The sequence below is a fragment of the Thermodesulfovibrio hydrogeniphilus genome (genome assembly GCF_054657355.1).
The window spans coordinates 506,424-532,214 of sequence record NZ_BAAHYW010000001.1; the positions used below are offsets into that span (position 1 = coordinate 506,424).

The following is a 25,791-nucleotide window of genomic DNA, read 5'->3' on the forward strand; positions in this document are numbered from 1 at the left end:
AAGAAATCAGCAAGTTTTAACTCTTAATTTAATTGTACTTATTTTAGGCAATTTTTTTTAATCCTGTTAATCTGTCATCAAGAGACTGCTGTTTATTTTCTCATCATTGCGAGTATCCGAAAAACACTTTTTCGTCATTGCGAGCCTCACCGAAGATGAGGCGTGGCAATCTCTCTTCCTTATACCCATCCTGTGATTATGAGCAGTCAGAAGGACTGCAAAGCAATCTCGTCTTTGGCTTTTACGTCTCATGCCTTACTTTCTAACCCAACTTCATCAATTTTCAGCCTTTAAAAATATCAAAAGCTTTATAATTCAATAAGTTATATCTTTTTTCATTCAATTTTGTAGTCTAATCTAATTTCATTATTTTTGCCTATTTATTCCCTTAAATATTGACTTTTTTGTCTAATTTTTGTATGCTAAATAAAAAAGGAGGTAACTATGTTCGTAAAAGAATCTTGGTCAACAAAAAAAGGTAAAAAATACAAAACCTACGAAATATCTAAAGCTTACAGAGACAAAAAAACTAAAAAGGTTAGGCATGAAAAAATTGCCAATATCACTCACTTAGGTGAGCCTCTTATTTCCAAAATAAGGCAACTGCTTAAGTCACCTGAGAAAAAGGTTGTAGTGGACAAAGACAAGTTTTTTGAGGATGCAACTTCAGTAGGGCATATACTGTTACTGTTAGGATTTATGATGAAGATAGGATTTCTGGGATGGTTAAGGCATTTTCCAAAGAAGGTAAGAGATTTGCTTTTGGCAGTAGTGCTTAACAGGATAATAGAGCCAAGGAGTAAGTATGCATCAGTGGGATGGATACGAAGAAGTGGTTTTATGGAACTGTTTGATTTAGAAGGAAGAGGATATGCATGTAAATGAGATATACAGGGCAATGGACAAGTTGTATGAGAAGATGGATAATGTGTTAGATGATTTTTATAAGACGGGAGCACAAGGGACAAAGTTGTTGCTTTATGATATTACCTCAGTATACTTTGAGGGTCAAGGACCTCTGGGGCTCGCAAGATATGGATACTCAAGGGATGGGAAGCCCGATAAAAAGCAAGTATTGTTGTGTTTATGTTTGAACGAGAATAAATTTCCAGTGCATTTTGATGTTATAGAAGGCAACATATCAGATAAGGAGACAGTAAAGGGACTAATAAGTCAGTTAAAGAAGAGATACGACATCAAGGAGGCAGTATTTATAGGAGACAGGGGGATGGTGACATTACAGAATATAGAGTATCTTGAGAGAGAGGGGATAAACTACATATTAGCGATGAGATTTAGGGAAGCAAAGAAAATGGTAGTGCAGAAGGGTATACAGTTAGATATATTTCAGAAGGAGTTGCCAGTGACCATCTATATAAGTGAAGAGGAAGGGGTAAAGAGCAGATATGTACTATGTGGGTCTGAATACAGAGAAAGCCATGACAGGGAGACATTGGAAAGTATACTTAAAAGGGGCAGGGAGGCATTGGAAAAAGTAAGGCAGATGGTAGAAAGAGGAAAGCTAAGAGACAGGGAGAAAATACTGAGGAGGGCGCAGAGGAAACTGACAAAAAGTGGAGCTGAGAATTATTATGATTTCAGATACGAAGAAGGCAGATTTCAGATAATAGCAAAGCAAGAAGCTATAAAGAAGGCATATGATATGTGTGGGAAGTATATTTTGCAGACGACATTAATGAAGGAAGAAGATGAAGAGATAGAGAGGCAGTATAAGGAATTACAGACAGTGGAGGATGCATTCAAGCAGTTAAAGGATTTTGTAGAGATAAGACCGATATATCATTATAAAGACAGGAGAGTAAGGACGCATATATTTTTATGTGTGGTAGCCCAGACAGTGTTAAACAGGCTAATGGATGAGTTGAAGGAGAAAGGATGGTTAAGGGAGAGCAAAGAAAACAGTCTGAAGAAGTGTTTGGACAAATTTTATGAGATAGGGATAGGAGGTTTTGAGATAGAGGGGGAGAAAATAAGGATTATGAGCAAAGCTAAGGAGGAACATAAAAAGATACTTAGAATATTGGGAGTAGGGGATAAGATTTTCAGAACTTACGAAAGTGCGAGAGAATTTTGTAGGCTAATCTAAAAATTATAACTCATTGATTTTAAAATTTTTTATTCAAAAGTTGATGAAGTGGGGTCTAAGAAAATTTAGAGATTGCTTCGGGTGCTCAGGCACCCTCGCAATGACGGTGGACATAAAAGAAAACACCTCGCAATAACACCTCTCCGTCATCACGAGGCTTGCAAAGCAAGCCGAAGTGATCTCTCTTTGAGTGTAGAAGAAAAAGGCGAAATTGCTTCCTCGCAGAACCTGTCGTAAGCCAAAAGCATGGGAATCAATCATAATGACTATTAAGAATCTCTTAATTTTAAATGTAAACAAAGTTAAAGAAGAAGGGGAGCTTATAAGCCCCCCTCTTCATTTTTAACCAACTTTAGATTTGTCAGTAGATTTCTGAGCTAGATATTTGACGAAGGAAGAAGTTGTAGAGCCACCTCTTCCAACAAGTGTCCTTAGCACTGAGCCCCAGAATGCGACAGACTCGGAAACTCTTGGATTCTCTGCAAGCTTGTAAAGCTTGGGTGATTCCTTAAGAGCAAACACTACTCCAAGTCCTCCAAGGTCTGTCTCTCCGTAAATTGTCTTATATCCCTTTGCTTTAGCTTCTTTAATCAGTGCGTCTCTGTCGCCATACTTGATTGCCTGTGTTGGACAGGTTTTTGCACAGGCTGGCACAAGTCCTGCTTTTACTCTGTCAATGCAGAAGTGGCATTTGGCAATCTTGCCCTTTCCACCCTGATCATATCTTGGTATGTCAAAGGGACAAGCGGATTTACAGGCATGACAGGCTATGCATTTGTTCTTATCGTAATAAACTGCACCAGTGTCTTTGTCTTTAATCAGGGCTCCCACAGGACATATCTGAACACAGGCAGGCTCTCCACAGTGCATACATCTGTGGCTTACAAATAGCCACTTTACTCCCTTCGGATCAGAGACTTCTATGAATTTGATTCTGTTAAAGTTGTTGGCATCTAAATCAGGTGGGTTTTCATAGGTTCCATAGTTTTTTGTCTGTGATGCTGGAAGCTGATTCCACTGCTTGCAGGCAACCTGACAGGCTCTGCATCCTATACATAAATCAGGAGTTATTAATAATCCTTTCCTTGCCATTTTTCGCCTCCTATGCCTTCTCTATGTTTACCATGAAAGCCTTGCTTTCAGGGATCATAGTGTTTGGATCACCAATAGATGGTACAAGAATATTGGCACTGTCACCGCCTGAGCCATCTTCTGGGAATCTCCATCCGAAATGCCAGGGCAATCCTACCTGATGAATGGTTGTTCCTTTTATCTTGAAGGGTTTGAATCTGTCAGTAACTATCGCTATTGCCCATAATTTACCTCTTGCTGAAGATACAATCACTTTGTCTCCACTCTTTATACCCTTTTCCTTGGCAAGCTCTGTCCCTATCTCAACAAAAACCTGCGGTTGCATCTCCCGGAGCCAGTCAGTATGACGGGTCATTACACCTGTCTGCCAGTGTTCTGTTACACGATAGGTTGTTGCTACATAGGGATATCTTGTATCACAATAAACAAAAGCATCATCAGGAGTATCAAACATCTTAACAGTAGGATTTATTCTGTGCTTCTTGTAGAGAGGATTCTCCTGGAATGGACACTCAAGTGGCTCATAATGGGCAGGGAAAGGTCCATCAGCCATGCCAGGTCCAAAGATGGCTCCAACTCCAAGAGGCTTCATGATAAATGGAAGTTTTCCACCTTCAAGAGCAAGTGGTGGAGCTGGTCCGTCAGGGACATCTCCTACCCATTTTTTATTGGCTGAATCCCATTTTATTACTGCTCTCTGAGGATCCCATGGATTACCCTGAGGGTCAACACTTGCACGGTTATAAATGATTCTTCTGTTTAATGGCCATGACCATGCCCAGTTGGGGAAGAGTCCCAGTCCTGTTGGGTCTTCCTTTCCTCTTCTTGCCATCATGTTGCCTGCATCGGTGTAACAGCCACAGTATATCCAGTTACCACAGGCTGTGCTTCCGTCGTCCCTTAATAGAACAAAGCTTGGCACCTGCTGTCCTTTTTTGTAAGCTTTCTTGTCAATAGGATGTTCAGTAATATCCTGTGTGAAGTATCCATTTATCTCTTTGGCTACCCTGTGAACATCAATGTGTTTTACTTTGCCATTTTTGTCCTTCTCTCCGTAATCCCATGTTAAATTAAGTATTGGCTCAGGAAATGCTCCCTTTTCCTTTTCATAAAGCTTCTTTACCGCAAAGTAAAGATCATTTATTATCTCTGCATCAGGCCTGCATTTTCCAGGTGGATTTACAGCCTTGTATCTCCACTGGGCTATTCTTCCTGAATTAGTTATGCTTCCTTCTTTTTCTACTGAGGCTGCACAGGGCAGGAAGAATACCTCTGTCTTTATCTTCTTCGGATCCATGCCTGGTCCTTTCCAGAAAGAAGCTGTCTCATTGTCCCAGAGATTTACACATACAAGCCATTCAAGATTGGCAAGGGCTTTTCTTGTTTTGTTTGAGTTCGCCCCTGAACAGGCTGGATTCTGTCCCCAGGCAAAAAATCCTTTTATTTTTCCTTTGTACATCTGGTCAAACAACATCAACCATGAACAGTTCTGAGTGTCATCTCTCTTTGGCAGATAGCTGTAACAGAAGTCATTTTCCTTTGTAGCTTTATCACCATAAAGAGCCTTTAAATAACTTACGATATATTTTGGTCTATTTGACCACCAGTTTACGCTCTTTGGTTCCTTTGTCTTTGGTGTGTATTTTTCAATGTATGTCTTAAGATCCACATCACTTGCCACAGGTGTTGGATTGTATCCTGGTAAAATATGGAAAAGAAGTCCTGCATCAGTGGAACCCTGGACATTAGACTCACCTCTTAGGGCATTCACACCACCACCAGCCATTCCAACATTGCCAAGCAGGAGCTGAATTATTGCCATAGTTCTTATGTTCTGGGCTCCAACTGTGTGCTGGGTCCATCCCATTGCATAGCATTCTGTCATTACCTTATCAGGCTTTCCTGTTGAGGCAAGTATCTTGTAAGCCTCTTCAATCTTATCCTTCGGTGCACCTGTTATATCTGAGACTGTATCTATGGTGTATCTTCTATATTGCTTCTTAAGAAGCTGAAACACACAGTTTGGGTCCTGAAGGGTTGGATCCTTCTTTGGAACTCCATTTTCATCAAGCTGAAATTTCCAGGTTGCTTTGTCATAGGCTCTCTTTTTGGGATCATATCCTGAAAACTCTCCATCAAGATCCTCGGTGGTCTTAAAGTTTGGATCAACTAAATAGGAAGCATCGGTGTAGTTTATTACATAGTCTTTGAAATAGAGGTTGTTGTCGATTATGTACTTTACTAATCCACCAAGAAATACTATGTCTGTTCCTGAACGAATCGGAACATACAGATCTGCCTTGGCTGCTGTTGTAGTAAATCTTGGATCAACTACCACAAGTTTAGCACCTCTTGTCTCCTTTGCCTTCATAATCCATTTCATTGAGACAGGATGATTAGAGGCTGGGTTGCCACCCATAACAAGAATTACATCTGCATTTTTAAGATCATTGTATTGGTTTGTCATTGCTCCTCTACCGAACGACTCTGCCAGAGCCGCTACTGTAGGAGAATGTCATATTCGAGCCTGATGTTCAATATATACAAGCCCCCAGGAACGTAGAAGTTTCTGAAGAATATAACACTCTTCGTTGTCTAAGGCTGCAGAGCCAATATGAGCAATTGCATCAACTCTGTTTACCACCTGCCCTTTCTCATTCTTAGTTATAAAGTACTTATCTCTTGTTTTTTTAACCAAACGAGCAATTTTGTTAATTGCCTCTTCCCAGCTTATCTTTTTCCACTCTGTTGCTCCTGGTGCACGATAAAGTGGCTCTGTCACTCTGTAAGGGTTATTAGCCATCTGATAGATGGATGAACCCTTTGGACAGAGTGTTCCTTCGTTGATAGGACTGTCAGGATCGCCCTCTGTGTTGATTACCTTTCCATCCTTAACTGATACAATAATACTGCATCCGACTGAACAGTAAGGACAAACAGTTGTTGTCTCTTTTGCACCCTTTGTTCTTAGCTCTGCTGCGTATGCCTTTGCTGGCTCTAAATTGAGCCCCAATGAGCTAAGAAGCAAGGCACCACCAGAGATCTTCAAGAAACTTCGTCTGGTAAGATCCATAAACTACCTCCTCTTCGGTATTTTTTAATAAAAATGGGATACATTTGAGACTCCAAGTCTCAACTCTATCCCCTTGTCCGATTAAACTTCTCAGGGGCTGTATGGAAATTTTAATCGGCACATCTATTATATTCATTAAGCAAAATTTATACCTTAGACTATCAGAATAATTAACAGAGAAAAATCAAAGAATTAAGTAAAAACGACAAAAAAAGGGGGATGCAAAAAATTTTGCACACAAAGAAATTGTAAAAAATTTTTTAATATCTTTAAAGAGGGCATTCAGCCCCCTTATTTTTATCCCTTCGTTGACTTTGCTAAGTATTTTACGAAGGAAGAAGTTGTAGAGCCATCTCTTCCAACAAGTGTCCTTAACACTGAACCCCAGAATGCAACAGACTCTGATATCTTCGGATTCTCTGCAAGTTTATATAGCTTCGGTGATTCCTTAAACGCAAACACTACTCCCAATCCTCCAAGGTCTGTCTCTCCATACAGCTTGTATCCCTTTGCCTTTGCCTCCTTTATCAATGCATCCCTGTCTCCATACTTAATCGCTCCTGTCGGACATGTCTTCGCACATGCTGGTGTCAGTCCTGCCTTTACCCTGTCTATGCAAAGATGACACTTCGCTATCTTGCCCTTCCCTCCTTGGTCATATCTCGGGATGTTAAACGGACAAGCTTCCTTACAGGCATGACAGGCTATACACTTATTCTTGTCATAATACACTATTCCTGTATCCTTATCCTTCATTAACGCTCCAACAGGACATATCTGTACACAGGCTGGCTCTCCACAGTGCATACATCTGTGGCTTACAAATAACCACTTGAACTGCCCCTTAGAGTCCTTTGTCTCTATAAACCTTATCCTATTAAAGTTATTAGCATCCAAATCAGGTGGATTCTCAAATGTTCCCATCTGCTTTGTCTTTGATGCAGGTAGCTGATTCCATTGCTTGCATGCTACCTGACATGCCCTACATCCTACGCATATATCTGGTGTTATTAATAATCCTTTCCTTGCCATCTTCAGCCTCCTATGCCTTCTCTATGTTCACCATGAATGCCTTTGTCTCAGGTATCATGGTGTTTGCGTCACCTACTGTGGGTGTAAGGAGGTTTGCACTGTCACCGCCTGAGCCATCTTCTGGGAATCTCCATCCGAAATGCCAAGGCAGTCCAATTTGATGGATAGTCATACCCATTACCTTTAAAGGTTGCCATCTTTCAGTAACTATGGCAATAGCCCAGACTTTTCCTCTTGCTGAGGAAACAATTACTTTGTCTCCGCTCTTAATTCCTTTTTCTTTCGCCAGAACAGGGTCTATTTCCACCCATACCTGTGGCTGCAGTTCTCTTAGCCAGTCAGTATGTCTTGTCATAACTCCAGTCTGCCAGTGCTCTGTAGCTCTGAAGGTAGTTGCCATGTATGGATATCTCTGATCACAGTAAACAAAAATGTCCTCTTCAGTTCCTGTAAACAACTTAGAAGCAGGATTAAATCTTGCATTCTTATTTTTATAGAGCGGATTCTCTGGGAATGGACACTCAAGGGGCTCATAATGTGTTGGGAATGGTCCATCTGCCATTCCTGCTCCAAATATTGTTCCTACTCCTGTTGGTTTCATTATGAATGGTAACTTTCCTCCCTCCAGTGCAAGTGGTGGCGCTGGTCCATCAGGCACATCTCCTAACCACTTCTTCGCTACAGGATCCCACTTCAATATCGCTCTCTTTGGATCCCATGGATTTCCCTGCGGATCACAGCTCGCTCTGTTGTAAAGTATTCTTCTGTTTACTGGCCAACACCATGCCCAGTTCGGATATAGTCCAAGCCCTGTAGGATCCTCTTTCCCTCTCCTTGCCATCATGTTTCCTGCATCTGTGTAGCTTCCACAATACAGCCAGTTTCCACATGCTGTCCTTCCATCTGCTAAAAGATATACAAAGGATGGTACCTGCTGTCCCTTCTTGTAAGACTTCTTATCTATTGGATGCTCAGGCACATCTTCTGTAAAGTATCCGTTTATTGCCTTAGCTACTTTATGAATATCTACATGTTTGATCTTGCCGTTCTTGTCCTTCTCTCCATAATTCCAAGTTAAATTTATAATTGGCTCTGGGAATGCTCCCTTTTCTTTCTCATAGAGCTTCTTTACTCTCCAGTAAAGCTCGTTCATTATCTCGGCATCAGACATGCATTTTCCGGGTGGTTCAACCGCTTTATATCTCCATTGTGCCCATCTTCCTGAGTTTGTTATGCTTCCTTCTTTTTCAACAAATGATGCACATGGCAGTAAAAATACTTCTGTCTTAATCTTCTTTGGATCCATTCCAGGTCCACGCCAGAAGGATGAGGTCTCAATATCCCAAAGATTTACACATACGAGCCAGTCTAATTTTGCCAAAGCTTTTCTTACCTTAGTTGCATTTGATGAACTACATGCGGGATTCTGTCCCCATGCAAAGAAACCTTTTATCTTTCCCTTATACATCTGGTCAAAAATCATGAGCCATGAACAGTTCTGATCATCATCTCTTTTTGGCAGATAACTGTAGCAGAAATCATTCTCCTTTGTTGCCTTATCTCCATAAAGCTCTTTTAGGTAGCTAACTATGTATTTTGGTCTGTTCTGCCACCAGTTAACACTTTTTGGATCCTTTGTCTTTGGTGTGTATTTTTCAATGTATGTCTTAAGGTCAACATCTGATGCTACTGGTGTTGGATTGTAACCAGTTAATATGTGGAAAAGTAGTCCATGGTCAGTTGAACACTGCACATTACCCTCTCCTCTTTGCGCATTAATACCTCCACCTGCCATACCAACATTTCCAAGTAAAAGCTGAACGATTGCGAATGTTCTTATGTACTGCGTTCCTACTGTATGTTGAGTCCATCCCATTGCATATGAAACTGTACAAACTTTATCGGGTTTTCCACAGGAGCCGAGAAGTTTATAAGCCTCTTCAATTTTATCCTTTGGAGCACCTGTAATGTTTGAGACTGTGTCTATTGTATATCTTTGAAATTGCTTTTTTAGAAGTTGGAATACGCAGTTTGGATCCTGCAGAGTTAAATCTTTCTTTGGAATTCCATTTTCATCAAGTTGATACTTCCATGTGGACTTATCATAGGCTCTCTTCTTTTCATCGTATCCTGAAAATACTCCATCAAGGTCTTCAGCTGTCTTAAAGTTAGGATCAACGAGAAAAGGAGCATCAGTGTAATTAATAACATAATCCTTGAAATAAAGATTATTGTCAATTATGTATTTGATAAGTCCACCAAGAAATGCAATATCTGTTCCGATTCTTATAGGCACATAAAGGTCTGCAACAGCTGCTGTTCTTGTAAATCTTGGATCCACCACAATAAGTTTTGCACCCCTCTGCTCCTTTGCCTTCATTATCCATTTCATAGAGATAGGATGATTCTCAGCTGTGTTACCACCCATGTTAAGAATTACATCTGAGTTTCTAAAATCAATCCAATGATTGGTCATTGCTCCTCTACCAAACGACTCTGCCAATGCAGGAACACTGGGAGAATGGCATATACGAGCTTGATGTTCAATATAGACAAGTCCCCATGAACGCATCAATTTCTGAAGCATATAGCATTCCTCATTATCAAGGGCAGCTGAACCAACATGGGCAATTGCATCAACTCTGTTTACAACTTGTCCTTTTGCATTCTTTGTGATGAAATATTTGTCCCTCGTCTTCTTAACAAGCTTTGCTATTCTGTCCAAAGCCTCATCCCATGAAATCTTCTTCCACTGAGTTGCCCCGGCTGGACGATATAATGGCTCAGTTACACGATAAGGATTGTTTGTTCCAACAATCTGATATACTGACGAACCTTTTGGACAAAGTGCTCCTTCATTGATTGGTGAATCTGGATCACCTTCAGTGTTAATGACTTTCCCTTCCTTTACAGATACAACGATACTGCAACCAACGCCGCAGTAAGGACAAATGGTAGTTGTCTCCTTAGCTCCCTTAATTTTCAGCTCCTGCGCATATGCCTTTGCGGGCTCTAAATTAAGACCAAGGGAGCTGAGAAAGAGAGCACCACCTGAAAGCTTCAGAAAACTTCGTCTCGTAAGCTCCATAAACTACCTCCATTAAAGACTTTTACGATAGTTTATATAAACAAAATCTATGCCAAGAATAGATTTATTGAAAATATAGAAAATTTCAATGTAAAGGTATGCAAAAATTTTTGCAGTGTTTTTATATGTAAAAATTTTTGAAAGGGATTATGAATGAGATTAATTTTTTTGTATCTTGTATCTTTGAATCCTGTAATTTAAGGCTTGCCGGGTAATTCCAAGAAATGATGCTGCTATGCCCTGATTTCCCTTTGCTCTTCTTAATGCCTCTTCTATTAAAATTTTTTCCATCTCTTTCAATGTCGGTAGTTTGTCTGGGAATCTCATTTGAATGTAGAATTTAACTATTTCACTCTTTAGTTCTCTATCAACAGAATTGCTAATATCTATCATATCTTTAAAAATTTCTAAGGACAAAATAGGTGACTTGCAACGGGCAACCGCGTCATAAATCATCATTTTTAATTCTCTAACATTTCCAGGGAAAGTGTAATTCATTAAAAGAATGATCAGCTCCTCTGGATATTTAGGAGGTTTTTTACCTAATGATAAAGCGGCATCTGTAATGAAATGCTCAAGCAAGACAGGTATGTCATCCTTTCTCTCCCGTAAAGGAGGTAAATGAATATGATGGGCTTTAAGCCTGAAGAAAAGGTCTTTCCTAAATTTTCCTTTGGTAACCAACTCCTGAAGTTCCTGATTTGTTGCCACTATTATGCGAGTATCTGTTTTCTTTGAAATATCAGAACCAAGCGGATAATATACTTTTTCCTCCAGTACCCTTAAAAGCTTGATTTGTGATGCCTCAGTGAGGTCTCCGATTTCATCAAGAAACAGTGTGCCTTCTTTGGCTTTAGCAATTAAACCTTCTCTGTTAGATATTGCTCCTGTAAATGCTCCTTTTCTATGTCCAAAGAGAGTATCAGAAAACATCGTATCATCAAGTCCTGCAACATTTACTGCTACAAATTCTCCTTTTCTTTTGCTAATCCTGTGAATTGCCCTTGCAACTATCTCTTTACCTGTGCCTGTTTCTCCAGTAATCAAAATAGGCTGGTCAGTCTTTGAGATAACTTCAATGTATTTAAAAATTCCCCTCATTTTTTTATTAATAGTAATAAACTCAGAAAAAGCTTCCTCATTCTCAAGCTTGTCTTCTATTAATCTGTATTTTAATCCTTTAATTTCCTCTTTTAGTCGGCTTGTCTCTAATGTTTTTTTAATGGAATAAATTAATTTATTTTTTTCCACTGGCTTTACAAGATAATCACATGCTCCAAGCCTCATACATTCTACAGCAACCTCTATTTCCTTAGTTGCTGTTATTATGATTATGGGTATTTCGGGATATTCTAAATTTAAAAATTTAAGCATTTCAATCCCTGAAATGTGGGGTAAAGACAGGTCAAGGATAATAACTGAAAAAGACCTTTCATTTAAAATTAAAGGAAGTTCTCTGGGGTCTTCAATTAATATAATGTCATTTATACCTTCCTGTTTTAAAAGAAGAGAACAAGTATACAAAAAATTTTTCTCATCGTCAACTATTGCTACACTATAATTAAAGTTTTCCATCTCTACTGTCCAAAGGGAAAATATATTTTTACGGATGTGCCTATATTTTCTTCTGAATTTATAATAATTTCTCCGCCATACTCTTCAATAATAGATTTTGATAAATAAAGCCCAAGTCCTGAGCTTCCTTTGGTTGAAAAAAATGGTTCAAAGATGTGGGGCATTAAGTTTTTTGATATACCAACTCCCTCATCTCTGATTTCTATGAATACTCTGTTTCCTTTTGTGCCAGTAAAAATCTGTATAGCTTTTTTTTTATTAGGCAATGACTGCATTGCATTTGTTAATAAGTTTACAATAACTTGTTCCAGTTTCTGAATATTCACTTTAATTTTAGGCAAAGACTCTCCGAGCTGAAGACAGAATTTATCAGTATACATTGAAATGTGATAGTTAAGAACATTAATAACCCTTCTTATAATTTCATTAACATCAACCAATGAGGCTTGAGAAATAAAACCTTCCTTTATATACTTTTTAAAATCATACATCCTATCAGATATTCTGTGAATTCCCTCAATAAGAGACATCATAAGTTTTGGAATGACTTTGTCAATTTCTGATGACGAAATTCCACCAACTATGAATTCACCATTTTCTTTCTCGTACTCTTTGATTAACTTAAAAACATCATCCCATGCCTGAAGCACAATTCTTAAATTGTTTACCATGAAATTGCAGATATTATCTATTTCATGGGATATGCTGGAAGTGACTAAATCTATGGACTTGAATTTGTCCTGAATAATTAATTGTGCATTTTTTCTTCGCCTTTCTTCTTTATTTTTGATTTTTTCTGTAATGTCTTTGAAGGTGAGCACAATTACTCTACGGTCATTATTTGCCACAGGATACAGATTAAAAAGCAAAATGCCTTTTTTACCATCAAATCTCTTAAATGTTATAACTCTCTTTTCTTCGGAATAGTGGCAATTCTGCATTAATTTTAAAAAATTCTCATATTCGTCTCTTTGAAAAAAAACAGACAAGTCTGAACTGCCTGCGAAAAATTCTTTTGCCTTTTCATTTAAATAGATAATTGACAACCTTTCTGGATCAAAAACAACCAAAGGTTCTGGATAGGAAGCAATAAATTTTGAAAAAATCTCCGTAAAAACTATTTCTTCTTGAAATATCTTCATTCTATTTTTGTTTCTCTTTTTCCTTTTTTTACTTCTCCAATCAACTTTGCCCTGTATTCGTTATTGTTTAATAAATTCAATGCCACCTCCACATCTTTGTTTTCAATCACAAAGATATAGCCAATTCCCATATTGAAAACTCTAAACATTTCTTCTTCGTTTATTTTTCCGATATCTTGAATCAACTTAAATACTGGATGTATTTCCAAACTATCTTTATAAATAACAGCTCCAACGTTTTCTGGAAATATTCTCGGAAGATTTCCCGGAATTCCTCCACCAGTTATATGTGCCATGCCTTTAATTTTTACCCTTTCCTTCAGAGAATTAAAGGCTCTCACATAGATCTTTGTTGGCTTTAATAACTCTTCTGCAACAGTGCATCCCAATTCTGGTATATATTGGTCAATCCTGTATTTTGCAACATCAAAAAATACTTTTCTTGCCAATGAAAAGCCATTACTGTGAAGCCCAGATGATGAAACGCCTATTATTGCATCGCCTTCTGTAATCTGAGAACCATCAATTATTTCCTTTTTATCAACAATTCCAACTGCAAAACCAGCCAAATCATACTCATTTTCCCTATAAAAACCCGGAAGCTCTGCAGTTTCTCCTCCAATTAAAGCACAACCTGACAATCTGCATCCCTCAACAATTCCCTTTATAACCTGCGATGCCTTCTCAGCCATAAGCTTTCCTGTTGCAAAATAATCAAGGAAAAACAAAGGCTCTGCTCCAACTGTAAGGATATCATTTACACACATGGCAACTAAGTCTATACCAACTGTGTCGTGTTTGTCTGCCTCAAAGGCTACTTTGAGCTTTGTTCCGACTCCGTCTGTTCCGCTTACCAGTATAGGCTCTTTATATTTATTTGCATCAAGCTTAAAAAGACCTGCGAAGAGACCTATATCAGTCATTACCTCTTTGCGAAAAGTAGTTTTCACCATTGGTGAAATTAGATGAACAAATCTTTCTGCCTCGTCAATATCAACGCCTGCCTGTTTATAAGTTAAACTCATAAAACCTCCACTATTTTCATACTTATATCAACAGCTGGAGCTGAATGGGTTAATGCTCCAGAAGATATGAAATCAACACCTGTTGATGCTATTTCTCTTACATTTTCCAGAGTTACTCCACCTGATACCTCAAGTAATACTTTGTCCTTTGCAAACTCAACAGCCTTTCTCATTTTATCCAAATCAAAATTATCAAGCATTACAATTTCTGCACCTTCATCTATTGCCTCTTTTAGTTCTTCAAGATTTTTTACTTCAATCTCAATCTTTTGATGCACAGATTGATCTTTGACTTTTCTTAAAGCTTCTTTGACAGAACCTGCTATTTTTATATGATTATCCTTTATCAGAATTGCATCATAAAGAGCAAATCTATGATTAAAGCCACCTCCAATACGAACAGCGTATTTTTCCATAAATCTTAAACCGGGAGTTGTTTTTCTTGTATCAAGAATTTTCACATTATAACCTTCAACTTTTCTTATAAATTCTCTCGTCAGGGTAGCAATTCCTGAGAGTCTTTGAAGTAAATTAAGTGCAATGCGCTCACCAGCAAGTAGAAGTTTTGCATTAGCCTGAATTGATGCAATAACTTCACCTTTCTTGATAAAATCTCCATCTCGGTAAAATTCTTTTATTTCTATATTCTGACTCTGGGGGATGTAGCTTTCTTTTAATATCTGAAAAAGTCTTTTCACAAAGGGCATTCCAGCAAGGACAAGCTCTTGTTTGCATATTATATTCGCTTTTGCAAAGCAGTTTTCAGGCACAATGAGCTCGGAAGTTATATCTCCATTTCCAATATCTTCTAAAATTGACAGCTTTAAAATCTCATCAACCAGGGGGCTAAACATTACTTTTTGAGAAATAGTCTTAAAAGTCCGAAAATTCCTCCTGCTACTGCTGTCACTGCAAGAGCACTTTTCCAATCAAACAGGGTGGTCACATTACCTTCAATGTTTTTTCCAATGACAATCAAGGAAGCTGAGTTTTGAACCTCAACATTATTTCCAATGACAACACCAGCTGCTGACCTTTTTAATTTTGCCTTTTCTTTCCCTATTGCAACAGGACACAAAGAAGCATTTATCTCTGCCTTCTCTGCCATTGTAACAGCGGTAATGCATTGATTTAGATTAAGCTCATTGGAATTTACAAAACCAATTGCTCCTTGAGTGACCTCAGCCTTCTCAGCATCAACGCTTAATGCACAAATTTGCTGCATCTCAGCGCTTCCAGCCTCAACAGCCCTTACAGTGCTTTGCTTTATGGTCATAAACTCTGCCTCAACTATATCCATACTTTGCTTTTCTATTTCTATTCTCTCATCCATGACTGCCTCCTATCCTAACTCTTCAAGAATCTTAAGATTCTCTTTTATTTTATCATTTCTCACCAAAAGTTCTTCATATTTTTCTTTGTCCTTTTGAACCACATCCTTTGGAGCATTTTTAATGAAGTCTTCATTCATAAGTTTTTTGTTTAAAAAATTTATATCCTGCTCAGTTTTTACAAGTTCCTTTTGGAGTCTCTTTTTCTCTTGCTCAATATCTATAAGGTCTTTCACTGGAATATATATCTCAAATCCCCTTTTTACTGAAATTGCAGAACCACTTTCCCTTTCAATATCCTTTGAAATATTTAATTGACTGACCCTTGCCAGCTTTAATATAAATTTTGCGCCCCATCTCAAGACTTCTTCTGCTTCATTTGTCAATGTTTTTATATACACATCAAGATTTAATGAAGGCGGAATATTAAGCTCTCCTCTTATGCTTCTAATTCCTGAAATTGCATCAATTACATATTCCATCTTCTGCAATGCTTCCTCATCTTTTCCTATTAGTTCAGTGGTTGGATAGGGGGAAATCATTATGGATTGAGGCTTTTTAAGAATATTGAGCCATATTTCCTCTGTGACAAAAGGCATGAATGGATGAAGAAGCTTTAGCACATTTTCAAAGGCAAAGAAAAGGCAGTTAACCGTCTCTTCTTTGTCTCCGTCACCATAGAGAACAACCTTTGAAAATTCTATAAACCAGTCGCAGAACTCATGCCAAAGGAATTGATAAATAGCACTGGCAGCATCATTAAATCTGTATGAATGAAGAGCTGAATTCGTTTCAGCTATTGCATCTGAGAGCTTTGACAGGAGCCATCTATTTTCAGGCGATTTTACATCTTCAATGCTTAAACTTTCCTTTGTTCTCAGATGATAAAAGCCCATCATGTATTTCATTGCATTCCATATCTTATTGATAAATCTTCTGTATCCCTCTACTCTCTCCTCAGAAAACTTAATATCCCTTCCCTGTGCAGCGAAGGCAGCAAGTGTAAATCTAAAGGCATCAGAGCCATATTTTTCTATCATTACAAGAGGGTCTATAACATTGCCCTTTGACTTACTCATCTTCTGTCCCTTTGAATCCCGCACAAGGGCATGAATATAAACATCTTTGAATGGGATATCATTCATGAATTTCAAGCCCATCATTATCATTCTTGCTACCCAGAAAAATATTATATCAAAACCTGTAACAAGGACATCCGTTGGATAAAATCTCTTTAAATCTTCTGTTTCATCGGGCCATCCAAGTGTTGAAAATGGCCAAAGGGCTGATGAAAACCAAGTATCAAGTACATCTGGGTCTTGAACAAGTTCGCTACTTCCACAATATGGACAGGTTTTTACATCTTCCTTGCCTGCAATAGGTTTAACTTCAATAGTAATCTTTATAATCTTTGCCTTTTGTTCAATCTCCTCCTTTGAAACGCCAAGTTGCCTTAACTCCGTATAAGTGCCGCTCCAAATTTCTTTGCCATTGATTTTTATAGGTTTATAAAATCTGATCTCAATTAAATCGCCCTGCTTAATGCCTTTTTCAGTTTTGCAATCTGCACAATACCATACAGGAATTCTGTGTCCCCACCAAAGCTGCCTTGAAATACACCAATCTCTTATATCCCTCATCCATGCGTAATAGTTATTAACCCAGCTTTCAGGAATAAAACGAATTTTACCTTCTTCTACAACCTTCACAGCAGGTTCAGCAAGTGGTTTTATCTTTACAAACCACTGAACAGTCTGGAAAGGCTCTATGGTTGTCTTGCATCTGTAACAATGACCTACTGCGTGTTTGTGCTTTTCAATTTTTTCAAGTAGTTCAAGTTCTTTGAGGTCATTGATTATTTTCTCCCTTGCCTTATATCTGTCAAGTCCTTTATAAGGACCTGCCTCATCTGTCATCTTACCATCTTCGTCCATAATACAAACATAAGGCAAATTATGCCTTTGAGCAATTTCTGCGTCATTGAAATCATGGGAAGGAGTAACTTTTACAGCACCTGTTCCAAACTCCATATCAACAGCACTGTCTGAAATCACAGGAATTTCGCGATTAATGAGGGGGAGGATTAGTGTTTTCCCAATGAAATCTTTATATCTCTTGTCTTCAGGGTTGACAGCTACAGCAGTATCACCAAGCATTGTCTCAGGACGAGTTGTGGCAACTGTGATATACTGAGATGGAGCTTCTTTCAAAGGATACTTTATGTAATAAAGCTTTCCTTCTGTTTCTTCGTGTTCAACTTCAAGGTCTGAAAGAGCAGTATGGCATCTTGGACACCAATTAATAAGCCTTAAATCTCTATAAACCAAACCCTCTTCAAATAGCTTGAGAAAAACCTCTTTTACTGCTTTGCTTAATCCTTCATCCATTGTAAATCTCAATCTTGACCAGTCGCAGGATGAACCTAATCTTTTGAGTTGCTCTATAATTCTGCCTCCGCATGCCTCTTTCCACTGCCAAACTTTTTTAAGAAATTCATCCCTTCCAAGTGTATATCTGTCTAAACCCTCTTGAAGAAGCTGTCGTTCAACAACATTCTGTGTTGCAATTCCAGCATGGTCTGTTCCTGGCAACCACAAGGCATTGAAGCCGAGCATTCTTTTCCATCTGATAAGAACATCCTGTAGGGTAGCATTCAATGCATGCCCCATATGAAGTGTGCCAGTTACATTAGGAGGAGGAATTACGATGCAAAAGCTTGGTTTAGATAAATCTTCATCTGGTTTAAAGTATTCATTTTCTTCCCAAAATTTGTATAGCTTTGTCTCAACTTCGTCAGGCTTGTAAGTCTCTGGAATTGATATTTCTTCCTTATGCATATTTTGACTCCACAACCTCCGTAAGTTTTTTAAATAGTGTTATAACCTCTTTTCTTATCTCATCTTGAATATAGGGCTTCAAACTTTCTAGAATTTCCGCTGGAACAAAGGAAACAGGCTCTTTTTTCTCTTCTTTACCAGAGAGTTTTTCAAGCAATTCATCCTTTGTAAAAGGCTTTACAATAACATCAACTCCAATATTTTGGAATAAAGTCATATCAAGGGTAGAATAAAAATTGGCAATCAGAAAAACAGGCAAGCCAAATAAATTTTTTAACTCCAAACAAAAATCTAACAAACCAGCTTTATCAAAGTTCTCGTCAATTACTACAATATCTGGCTTAAATCTCTCAATCTTCCTTTTTGCATCATTATAGTCTGAACAAGCTATCAGACTGAAAGTGTCTTGCAAAAAATCTGATATAAAGGGGCTTTTTTCTAAAACTAAAGCTCTAATCATTTTTCTCTCTCCTTTGCTTCCAACTGCTTTGTTTTCATCCTTTTGACAAGCTCTTGATAGGAATGGTTGCGAATTATATTATTGAACTGACTGCGATAGTTGCTCACAAGACTGACTCCTTCAATAATAACATCGTAAACTTTCCATTCTTTCCCTGTGAAATAAAGTCTGTAATCAATTGGAATTTCTTTTTTGTCAGTAGTAATTATTTTTGTTCTTACATAGGCATATGTTCCGTTTTCAATCTTCTCCTCAAGATAGATAACTTCTTCATTGGTATAGGATTCAATCTTATCAGCATAGGAACGCTCAAGAAGGTCTCTGTAGAGTTCCACAAATTCTTTTCTTTCCTGAGGAGTTCTTTCTCTCCAGTAAACTCCTAATGAACGCTTTGACATTTCCTCAAAATCAAAAACTTTGCCAATCTCCTGCCTTAATAATGCCCTTCTCTGCTGAGCCTTTGATTTTACCTTGTATTTAGGGTCTTTGAGAATACTTATCACTTTGTCAACTGTTATCTTAATCTGCTCCATAGGAGAAAGGGTTGCAAAGGCAAAGTTTGGCAATGTAAAAGCAATTAATATAAAGAAAATCAAAATTTTTCTCATCCATAACCTCCTGTTTAGTATTATATAGTATCCATAAAATCTTCTTTTCCAAATTAATTAATCACTCTTAGCGATTCGCTATCTAACATCTACTAACCACCAATCATCAATTCAGTCACCAAGCCTCCTAAAACGGTTAGCATTCCGTCTCTATATCATTGCGAGGGCATGAAGTGCCCGAAGCAATCTAAAAAGAAAGATTGATTCGTCGCTAAAGCTCCTCGTAATGACTGGAGGGGGATTCGCAACGATGGAAAACAAGTCTTTCCCGAGCCGAAGGCGTAGCAACCACTTGCAATGAAGCCCCTGTTCGTCATCGCTATGCTTACGACAACAGACCCAAATAATTTAAGAGATTGCTTCGCCTCCTTTAGAGGCTCGCAATGACGGAAGAGGAAAGCCTCGCAATTACTATATAAGTATTCACCATTCGCCATTTTTACTTCCTTTCCTCCTGATCAAGTCCTGATGCATAAAGAAGATTTGCTATTGCCATTTTTTGATTATAAAGAGCTTTTAGATGATTTACCTTTGTTGTAGCATAAGCAACCGCAGCATCTGCCAAATCCTTTGTCTCTCCAATTCCCATATCAATGTTAGCCTGAGCTGTTACAAGCCATTTTTTCGCATTTTTGAAGGCATCTTCTAAATCCTTTGCGCTTTTTGAAGCTTCCTGATATTCATAATAGGCTTTCATAATCTGCACAGGAATTCCTTGCTCGGCAAGTTTTTTCTTTTCCAGAATCTTCTCATACTCGATTTCTGCTTCCCTTATTTTACCCTTTGTTATTCCAAAATCCAGATTAAGTTTCATGCCAACAACAGCTGCCAGATATGAGCTATTTAAGGGATCTGAAATATACGGATTATGGATTTTGTCCCTGTTAGTTGCACTTGATAAATTTCCCTTAAGCAGCGCGAAAATTTGAGGATAAAGATTGCTTTTCTCCACATCAACCAATGCTTTCCTTGCCTTAAGACCTTCTTTTATTTGTATCATTTCTGGTCTTAACTCAAATGCACTATTTATTAAATCATTCAAACTTTTGCCAAAGTCTTCATACTGCAAGCTCTCTGTAATAATTGAAATATCCTGATTTTTTGGAATTCCAGTCATGAATTTTATTGCCTCAATAATTATTGCCTCGTTTTTGTCAATTTCATTAAGATTTCTATTTACCTCACCCAGATAAGTCCTTAATTTATAAAGAGTGAGCTCATCTGCAGAAGGAATTTCTTTCTTTAAATCCTCTTCTGTTCTTTTAATTGCTCGCTTAAGTTCTGTTTTTATCTCATTAGCAAGGGTTCTCAGGTCACGAACAAGAGCCAAGCTCCAGTATAATTCCTTTGTTTTTAATATAAGCTCAGAACGTTTTTTTTCAAGCTCAGCCTCTGAAACCTTAATGCCTCCCTCTGCAGCAGTCTTGTATCCTGAAATCTTTCCAAAAGTATAAATAGGCTGAAGCACCTGCATTGTAATCATTCCAAATACACCGTTAATTGTTGTAGATTTAACATCTGTTTTTATCACTGGAGAGATAGACTCCTTTTCAGCCTTTGGTGATGGACCTCCTACTGCAAGCAACTCAATCTGAGGAAAAACAGCACCTTCAGCCTGCTGAAGTTTTGCTTTGTAAATCTCAACATCTTTTTTATATTCTCCAAGCTCAGGATGAAATTTCTTTACCCTTTCTATGCAACCTTTAAGATCAAGAACAACTTTATCCTCTGCATAACCAACTGCTGAAAATAAAAAAATCAAAAAAACAATTAAAATTTTAAATCTTACCGAACACATACTTTGACAAAACCTCCTCTATATCTACTGTTGATTCTGTTTCCCTTATTTTACCACCCTGAGCAATATACTGCTCAGAGCCCCCAGGAATTATCTGGATATATTTTTCTCCTATCAATCCTTTTGTTCTTACAGATGCGATGGAATCATCGGGAAGCTTTATTGTAGCTCTAATCTTCATTTCAACCACTGCATGATATTTATCGTTTAGCGTTATTCTATCAACAGAACCAACAGGTACTCCAGCTATTTCAACAACTGAACCCTTTTTAATTCCACCAATTTTATCAAACTCAGCGTATACAATATAGTGACCAGAGGAAAACATTTCTATCTTACCGAGCTTAAATGAAAGATATCCGAGAGCAAAAATACCAATTAAAACAAAAATTCCGACCGCTATCTCAAGATTTTCCCTTTTCATTAATCTCCTCCATTCCCATTATAAAATTTTTTACAATAATATTTTCACTTTTTTGAATATCCTCAGGAGTTCCGACTTCAATAATCCTTCCATCATGCAACATTGCAACCCTATCAGAGATTTCAAATATCTCAGGAATTTCATGGCTTATTATAAGCCCCGTAAATCCATACATCTTTTGAGTGTCTCTAATAAGTCTGTGAATTGAACGAACAAGGATTGGATCAAGTCCTGTAGTTGGTTCATCAAAAAGCACAAACTTTGGATTAGAGATAAGTGCTCTTGCAAGGGCAACTCTTTTTCTCATTCCTCCACTTAGTTCTGCAGGATATTTATACTCCATCCCTTCAAGCCCAACATCTGAAAGCGCCTTTAAAACCTTTTCATGAATTTCCTTCTTGCTTAATTTTGTCTTTTCAACAAGAGGAAAGGCTACATTGTCATACACTGTCAAAGAATCAAACAGTGCTCCACCTTGAAAAACAACTCCTATTTCACTTCTAATTTTATCAAGCCTGCTACCCTTTAAGTTTGTTATATCCTCTCCTTTTATGAATATGCTTCCTCTATCAGGCTTTAGAAGTCCAACAATGTGCTTTAAAAGAACCGATTTTCCGCCTCCGCTTCTTCCTATAATAGCCATTATTTCTCCTTCAAGGATTTTCAGATTTACACCCTTTAAGACTTGCTGTTTTCCGAAAGCCTTGTAAAGTTCTTTTATCTCTATCATAGCAAAAATGCTCCGAGCATATAATCCCATACAAGAATTACTACAGATGACAGAACAACCGCATTGGTAGTGGCTCTACTTACTCCTCTTGCTCCATAAGTTGCATGATATCCCATGAAAGTGCAAATCCAAGTGACAAGAACCCCAAAGCTTAAGGACTTGTAAAGTCCGACTCTTATATCCTCCATGTCAACATAAAGCTCCATCTGAGAAAAATATGTCCCTTCACTAAGTCCGAGAACATGAACAGAAATCAGATATCCACCATAAATTCCAATTAGGTCGAAAATAGCTGTTAAAAGGGGGAAAGCTACGATACCTGCGAGTATGTTTGGCACAACAATATATTTTATTGGATTGACAGCCATAACAGTTAAAGCATCTATCTGCTCGGTAATTCTCATAATTCCTATTTCAGCAGTAACGGCAGAGCCTGCTCTTCCAGTAACCATCAGCGCACAAAGAACCGGTCCGAGCTCTCTGATAAGAGACAAAGCAACTACAGGTCCGAGCAAAGCCTCAGCTCCGAATTTATTTAAGGCATAAAATCCCTGCAAAGCTAAAACCATTCCACTGAACGCACCTGTGAAAATTACTACAATTAAAGATTTATTGCCAAAAAATCTTACTTGCCTCAAAAAATTGCGAAACTTAAAGGGAGGAGTAAAAATGTGATAAATAATTTGCAGAAGAAAAATAAAAATTCTTCCAAGAAAACTAAGAAGCCCTAAAAAATATTTTCCAATTAATTGTAAAAGTTGCATTAAATTTTAAAATTACATGATATTTTAAACTTTTGTCAATTCAAGTTAAGTAACCCAAAAATAGCGATAGAAATCCAATAATTGGCATAACCATTTGAAAATTAAGTATTTTTTGCTGTCATTGCGAGCATCCGAAGGATGCGAAGCAATCTCTACTTTGTTTTTCAATAAAGCCTTATTAGAGACTGCTTCGCCCCAGATTGCCACACTATCGCTCGCAACAGGGGGGCTCGCAGTGACGAGTGTCTATCTCTATTTTTCGGAAGTAACGAAAAATAGCGACAGAAATCCAATAGTTGGTATAATCATTTGAAAATTGAGTATTTTTTGCTGTCATTACAAGCATCCAAATGGTGCATAGAACATTTCTCTCCATCATTGAGAGCGAAGCAAGGCAATCTCGCCTTTCTTTCTATCGTTCTACAAAGAGATATCCATACAGTGCTTTGCACTGCCCACAAACACTAAAAATAATCGGTAGGTTCGCAAGTACGAAAAAGAAAACCTCTTCGCAATTAAATTTAAAAATCACACTATTTGATTAATAGTAAACACAAAAAGGAATTATAGTCTTAACTCCATGATAATAGCATCTTCCTCAGGTATCAGATAGTAATTTTTACGAAGTCCCTTTTTCTGAAAACCCATCTTTTCATAAAGTTTTATTGCAGGAATATTTGAAGCTCTTACTTCAAGAAAGCATGATCTTGCCTTGTGTTTTATCTCATCCAAAATATTTTTAATAAGCTCTTTTGCTAATCCTTTTCTTCTTTGCTCAGGTTTTATTGCTATTGAAAGTATTTCTGCTTCATCTGAAATCATTCTGTATACAACATATCCTACTATTTCTCCTTCAACTTCTACTACCTTTACTCTGGAGTTAGGATTTGATAATTCTTCTGCAAAAGATTTCATTGACCAAGGGGAGGAAAAACTCTGTATGGCTATGTGATGAATTGATGGCAAATCTCTCGCTTCAGCAAGCCTGATATTCATCCAAATTTTATTTCTGCCTCAGATTTTCTGAGATATAAAGGTTCTAAATGATGTGCATGAACAAATTCGCCTCTCTTTGCTTTTTCTTCACCTACAATTGCTACAAGAGCAGGATTAGGAATTCCATGTAAATTTTCAGCAAATATGGCATTGTTTCCTAATTTTTCCATCAATCTATCTTTGTAGATATTTACACCTTCGCCAAGAAAAATTGTTTTCTCTTCAATCCAATCTACGAGTGAGTCAATACTGACAATTGAGTCCTCTCTTATCCGTATTAATTTATCCTCTTGCCATTTGAAAAGTGCTGCGTAAAGCTCCTTTTTTCTTGCATCAAGGATCGGGCATATCTGATGATTAGCGAAAGGTAATCCTCTTGCAATTATCTCAAGCGTGGATACTGCAATTACAGGCTTTCTTGTTGCAAAGGAAAGCCCTTTGACAGTGCTTACAGCAACTCTTAATCCTGTAAAAGAACCAGGTCCCACTGTTAAGGCATAGCAATCAATTGTTTCCAGAGAAATTTCCATTATTTCAAGCATGTGAGCAATTTCTGGAATAAGCTTTTCAGAGTGAGATGCCATGAACTGCATTAATGAACAAGCAATTAAAACACCATCTTCAACAATTGCTAATCTGGCATATTTTGTTGATGTATCTATACCGAGTATTCGCATCTTTCAATTTTGATTATAAATCTTTTAGGCATTTCATTGGAAATTGGCAGAGAAAATTCTGTAAATTCTGCTTTAAAATTACGTGGCAAATTCTTAAGTTCATCCTGTAGTTTTAAACCTTTACTTATTATAAAAAATCCATTTTTTTTCAGAAGATGCTCGCAATTTTCAACGAAATCCTTTGTGCTCCACACCGCTCTGATTATGACAATATCAAACTTTTCTTCTATCTCCTCAGCTTTTGACTGATAAACAAAGATATTATTTAGTTTAAGCTTTTTTTTGATATTTTTCAGAAAAGCACTCCTTTTCCACGAAGGCTCAATTAATGTAATTTTAAGCTTTTCTCTTACAATTGCTATTGGAACTCCAGGAAATCCTGCACCTGAGCCAACATCTGCAATACATAATTTTTCATCTGGAATATAACATAAATACAAAAGAGAATCCATAAAGTGCTTTACAATGATTTCCTTTTCATTTTCAATAGCTGTAAGATTATAAGCTCTGTTCCATTTCTTAAGCTCTTGAAGATAAAGGAGAAATTTTTCAATTGAGTTATTTAGCATATCTGGAGTCAAATTTAAAAATCCAAGCTGTTCATTTTTAAGGCAATCTTTTAAAAAATTTTTTAATTGTTCCATATCCCTTTTAATTGCTTTATTTTTTTATTACTGAAAAAATTTTAACCTTTACTCATTGGGCATGTCCAATCTTTACAGTGAACAACCGAAAAATTGACTATTCTTTTTAGCTATTTTGAGCAATTTTTTATAAAAATATAGTTAACCTATGAGAACCTGCCATTAGGTAGCTGTGTCATAATATCTCTTTTTCTTCCGATAAAGAGATCACTTCGGCTTGCGAAGCAAGCCTCGTGATGACGGAAAAAGTTGCTTTGCAAGCCTCGTGATGACAGGCAGAAAAGTTATTGCAAGCTTTTTTGTCATTATGAGCCTGACGACAGACAGGCGAAGCAATCTCATAAAAAGAAAGTATAGCCTCAGAAATAAAATCTCTCGCAATGTCCAT

The 25,791-nt window shown here is 37.5% G+C and carries 22 protein-coding genes; 2 read left to right on the forward strand and 20 right to left on the reverse strand.

The genetic code is table 11. The features are described 5' to 3' along the window. The first annotated feature begins 444 nt into the window (after nt 1-444). Nucleotides 445-885 (forward strand): hypothetical protein, encoded by a 441-nt coding sequence (locus ACYQ3P_RS02615; protein WP_460176400.1) that lies wholly within the window; start codon nt 445-447, stop codon nt 883-885. Further along, a complete protein-coding gene (locus ACYQ3P_RS02620) occupies nt 872-2,107 on the forward strand; it encodes an IS1634 family transposase (RefSeq protein ID WP_460176401.1) in 1,236 nt (411 codons plus the stop codon). Before ACYQ3P_RS02615 ends, ACYQ3P_RS02620 begins: the two co-directional genes overlap by 14 nt. A 342-nt stretch (nt 2,108-2,449) precedes the next feature. Here ACYQ3P_RS02620 and ACYQ3P_RS02625 read toward each other — a convergent pair whose 3' ends face one another. From ACYQ3P_RS02625 to rsmG, 20 genes are all read right to left on the reverse strand, one after another. Continuing rightward, a complete protein-coding gene (locus ACYQ3P_RS02625) occupies nt 2,450-3,199 on the reverse strand; it encodes a 4Fe-4S dicluster domain-containing protein (protein WP_460176402.1) in 750 nt (249 codons plus the stop codon). Between the two features lie 10 nt (nt 3,200-3,209). Next, entirely contained in the window at nt 3,210-6,272 is a 3,063-nt protein-coding gene (gene fdnG / locus ACYQ3P_RS02630) for a formate dehydrogenase-N subunit alpha (RefSeq protein WP_460176403.1), read from the reverse strand. Between the two features lie 297 nt (nt 6,273-6,569). After that, nucleotides 6,570-7,304: a 4Fe-4S dicluster domain-containing protein gene (locus ACYQ3P_RS02635; protein ID WP_460176404.1), complete on the reverse strand. Its 735-nt coding sequence runs from the start codon at nt 7,302-7,304 to the stop codon at nt 6,570-6,572. A gap of 10 nt (nt 7,305-7,314) precedes the next feature. Next, nucleotides 7,315-10,392, reverse strand: coding sequence for a formate dehydrogenase-N subunit alpha (gene fdnG, locus ACYQ3P_RS02640; protein ID WP_460176405.1), 3,078 nt, complete (start codon nt 10,390-10,392; stop codon nt 7,315-7,317). A 159-nt stretch (nt 10,393-10,551) separates the two neighbouring features. After that, nucleotides 10,552-11,967, reverse strand: a complete 1,416-nt coding sequence (locus ACYQ3P_RS02645; protein ID WP_460176406.1) for a sigma-54-dependent transcriptional regulator — start codon at nt 11,965-11,967, stop codon at nt 10,552-10,554. A 2-nt stretch (nt 11,968-11,969) separates the two neighbouring features. After that, nucleotides 11,970-13,109 (reverse strand): sensor histidine kinase, encoded by a 1,140-nt coding sequence (locus ACYQ3P_RS02650; RefSeq protein WP_460176407.1) that lies wholly within the window; start codon nt 13,107-13,109, stop codon nt 11,970-11,972. After that, nucleotides 13,106-14,134 carry a phosphoribosylformylglycinamidine cyclo-ligase gene (purM, locus tag ACYQ3P_RS02655; RefSeq protein ID WP_460176408.1) on the reverse strand — a complete coding sequence of 343 codons (1,029 nt, stop codon included), beginning with the start codon at nt 14,132-14,134 and terminating at the stop codon, nt 13,106-13,108. Before purM ends, ACYQ3P_RS02650 begins: the two co-directional genes overlap by 4 nt. Continuing rightward, on the reverse strand, nt 14,131-14,988 hold the full coding sequence (gene nadC, locus ACYQ3P_RS02660; RefSeq protein WP_460176409.1) for a carboxylating nicotinate-nucleotide diphosphorylase: 858 nt from the start codon (nt 14,986-14,988) through the stop codon (nt 14,131-14,133). The genes purM and nadC overlap by 4 nt, the downstream gene beginning before the upstream one ends. Beyond that, nucleotides 14,988-15,467, reverse strand: coding sequence for a hypothetical protein (locus tag ACYQ3P_RS02665; RefSeq protein WP_460176410.1), 480 nt, complete (start codon nt 15,465-15,467; stop codon nt 14,988-14,990). The genes nadC and ACYQ3P_RS02665 overlap by 1 nt, the downstream gene beginning before the upstream one ends. Nucleotides 15,468-15,476: 9 nt before the next feature. Next, nucleotides 15,477-18,302 carry a valine--tRNA ligase gene (locus ACYQ3P_RS02670; protein WP_460176411.1) on the reverse strand — a complete coding sequence of 942 codons (2,826 nt, stop codon included), beginning with the start codon at nt 18,300-18,302 and terminating at the stop codon, nt 15,477-15,479. Continuing rightward, nucleotides 18,295-18,762 carry a response regulator gene (locus tag ACYQ3P_RS02675; RefSeq protein ID WP_460176412.1) on the reverse strand — a complete coding sequence of 156 codons (468 nt, stop codon included), beginning with the start codon at nt 18,760-18,762 and terminating at the stop codon, nt 18,295-18,297. The genes ACYQ3P_RS02670 and ACYQ3P_RS02675 overlap by 8 nt, the downstream gene beginning before the upstream one ends. Further along, nucleotides 18,759-19,370, reverse strand: coding sequence for an MlaC/ttg2D family ABC transporter substrate-binding protein (locus tag ACYQ3P_RS02680; RefSeq protein WP_460176413.1), 612 nt, complete (start codon nt 19,368-19,370; stop codon nt 18,759-18,761). Before ACYQ3P_RS02680 ends, ACYQ3P_RS02675 begins: the two co-directional genes overlap by 4 nt. A 439-nt stretch (nt 19,371-19,809) precedes the next feature. Next, on the reverse strand, nt 19,810-21,168 hold the full coding sequence (locus ACYQ3P_RS02685; protein WP_460176414.1) for a TolC family protein: 1,359 nt from the start codon (nt 21,166-21,168) through the stop codon (nt 19,810-19,812). Further along, the gene (gene mlaD, locus ACYQ3P_RS02690; protein WP_460176415.1) at nt 21,149-21,592 is read right to left on the reverse strand and encodes an outer membrane lipid asymmetry maintenance protein MlaD; all 444 of its coding nucleotides are present in this window, start codon (nt 21,590-21,592) and stop codon (nt 21,149-21,151) included. The genes ACYQ3P_RS02685 and mlaD overlap by 20 nt, the downstream gene beginning before the upstream one ends. Further along, nucleotides 21,573-22,322, reverse strand: coding sequence for an ABC transporter ATP-binding protein (locus tag ACYQ3P_RS02695; protein WP_460176416.1), 750 nt, complete (start codon nt 22,320-22,322; stop codon nt 21,573-21,575). The genes mlaD and ACYQ3P_RS02695 overlap by 20 nt, the downstream gene beginning before the upstream one ends. Beyond that, a complete protein-coding gene (locus tag ACYQ3P_RS02700; protein ID WP_460176417.1) occupies nt 22,319-23,086 on the reverse strand; it encodes an MlaE family ABC transporter permease in 768 nt (255 codons plus the stop codon). The genes ACYQ3P_RS02695 and ACYQ3P_RS02700 overlap by 4 nt, the downstream gene beginning before the upstream one ends. Before the next feature lie 45 nt (nt 23,087-23,131). Then, nucleotides 23,132-23,293 (reverse strand): hypothetical protein, encoded by a 162-nt coding sequence (locus tag ACYQ3P_RS02705; protein ID WP_460176418.1) that lies wholly within the window; start codon nt 23,291-23,293, stop codon nt 23,132-23,134. A gap of 357 nt (nt 23,294-23,650) precedes the next feature. Continuing rightward, complete coding sequence (gene rimI / locus ACYQ3P_RS02710; RefSeq protein WP_460176419.1) at nt 23,651-24,082, reverse strand: ribosomal protein S18-alanine N-acetyltransferase; 432 nt, start codon at nt 24,080-24,082, stop codon at nt 23,651-23,653. Then, nucleotides 24,079-24,759, reverse strand: coding sequence for a tRNA (adenosine(37)-N6)-threonylcarbamoyltransferase complex dimerization subunit type 1 TsaB (gene tsaB, locus ACYQ3P_RS02715; RefSeq protein ID WP_460176420.1), 681 nt, complete (start codon nt 24,757-24,759; stop codon nt 24,079-24,081). Before tsaB ends, rimI begins: the two co-directional genes overlap by 4 nt. Next, a complete protein-coding gene (rsmG, locus tag ACYQ3P_RS02720) occupies nt 24,741-25,403 on the reverse strand; it encodes a 16S rRNA (guanine(527)-N(7))-methyltransferase RsmG (RefSeq protein ID WP_460176421.1) in 663 nt (220 codons plus the stop codon). The genes tsaB and rsmG overlap by 19 nt, the downstream gene beginning before the upstream one ends. Between the last annotated feature and the right edge of the window lie 388 nt (nt 25,404-25,791).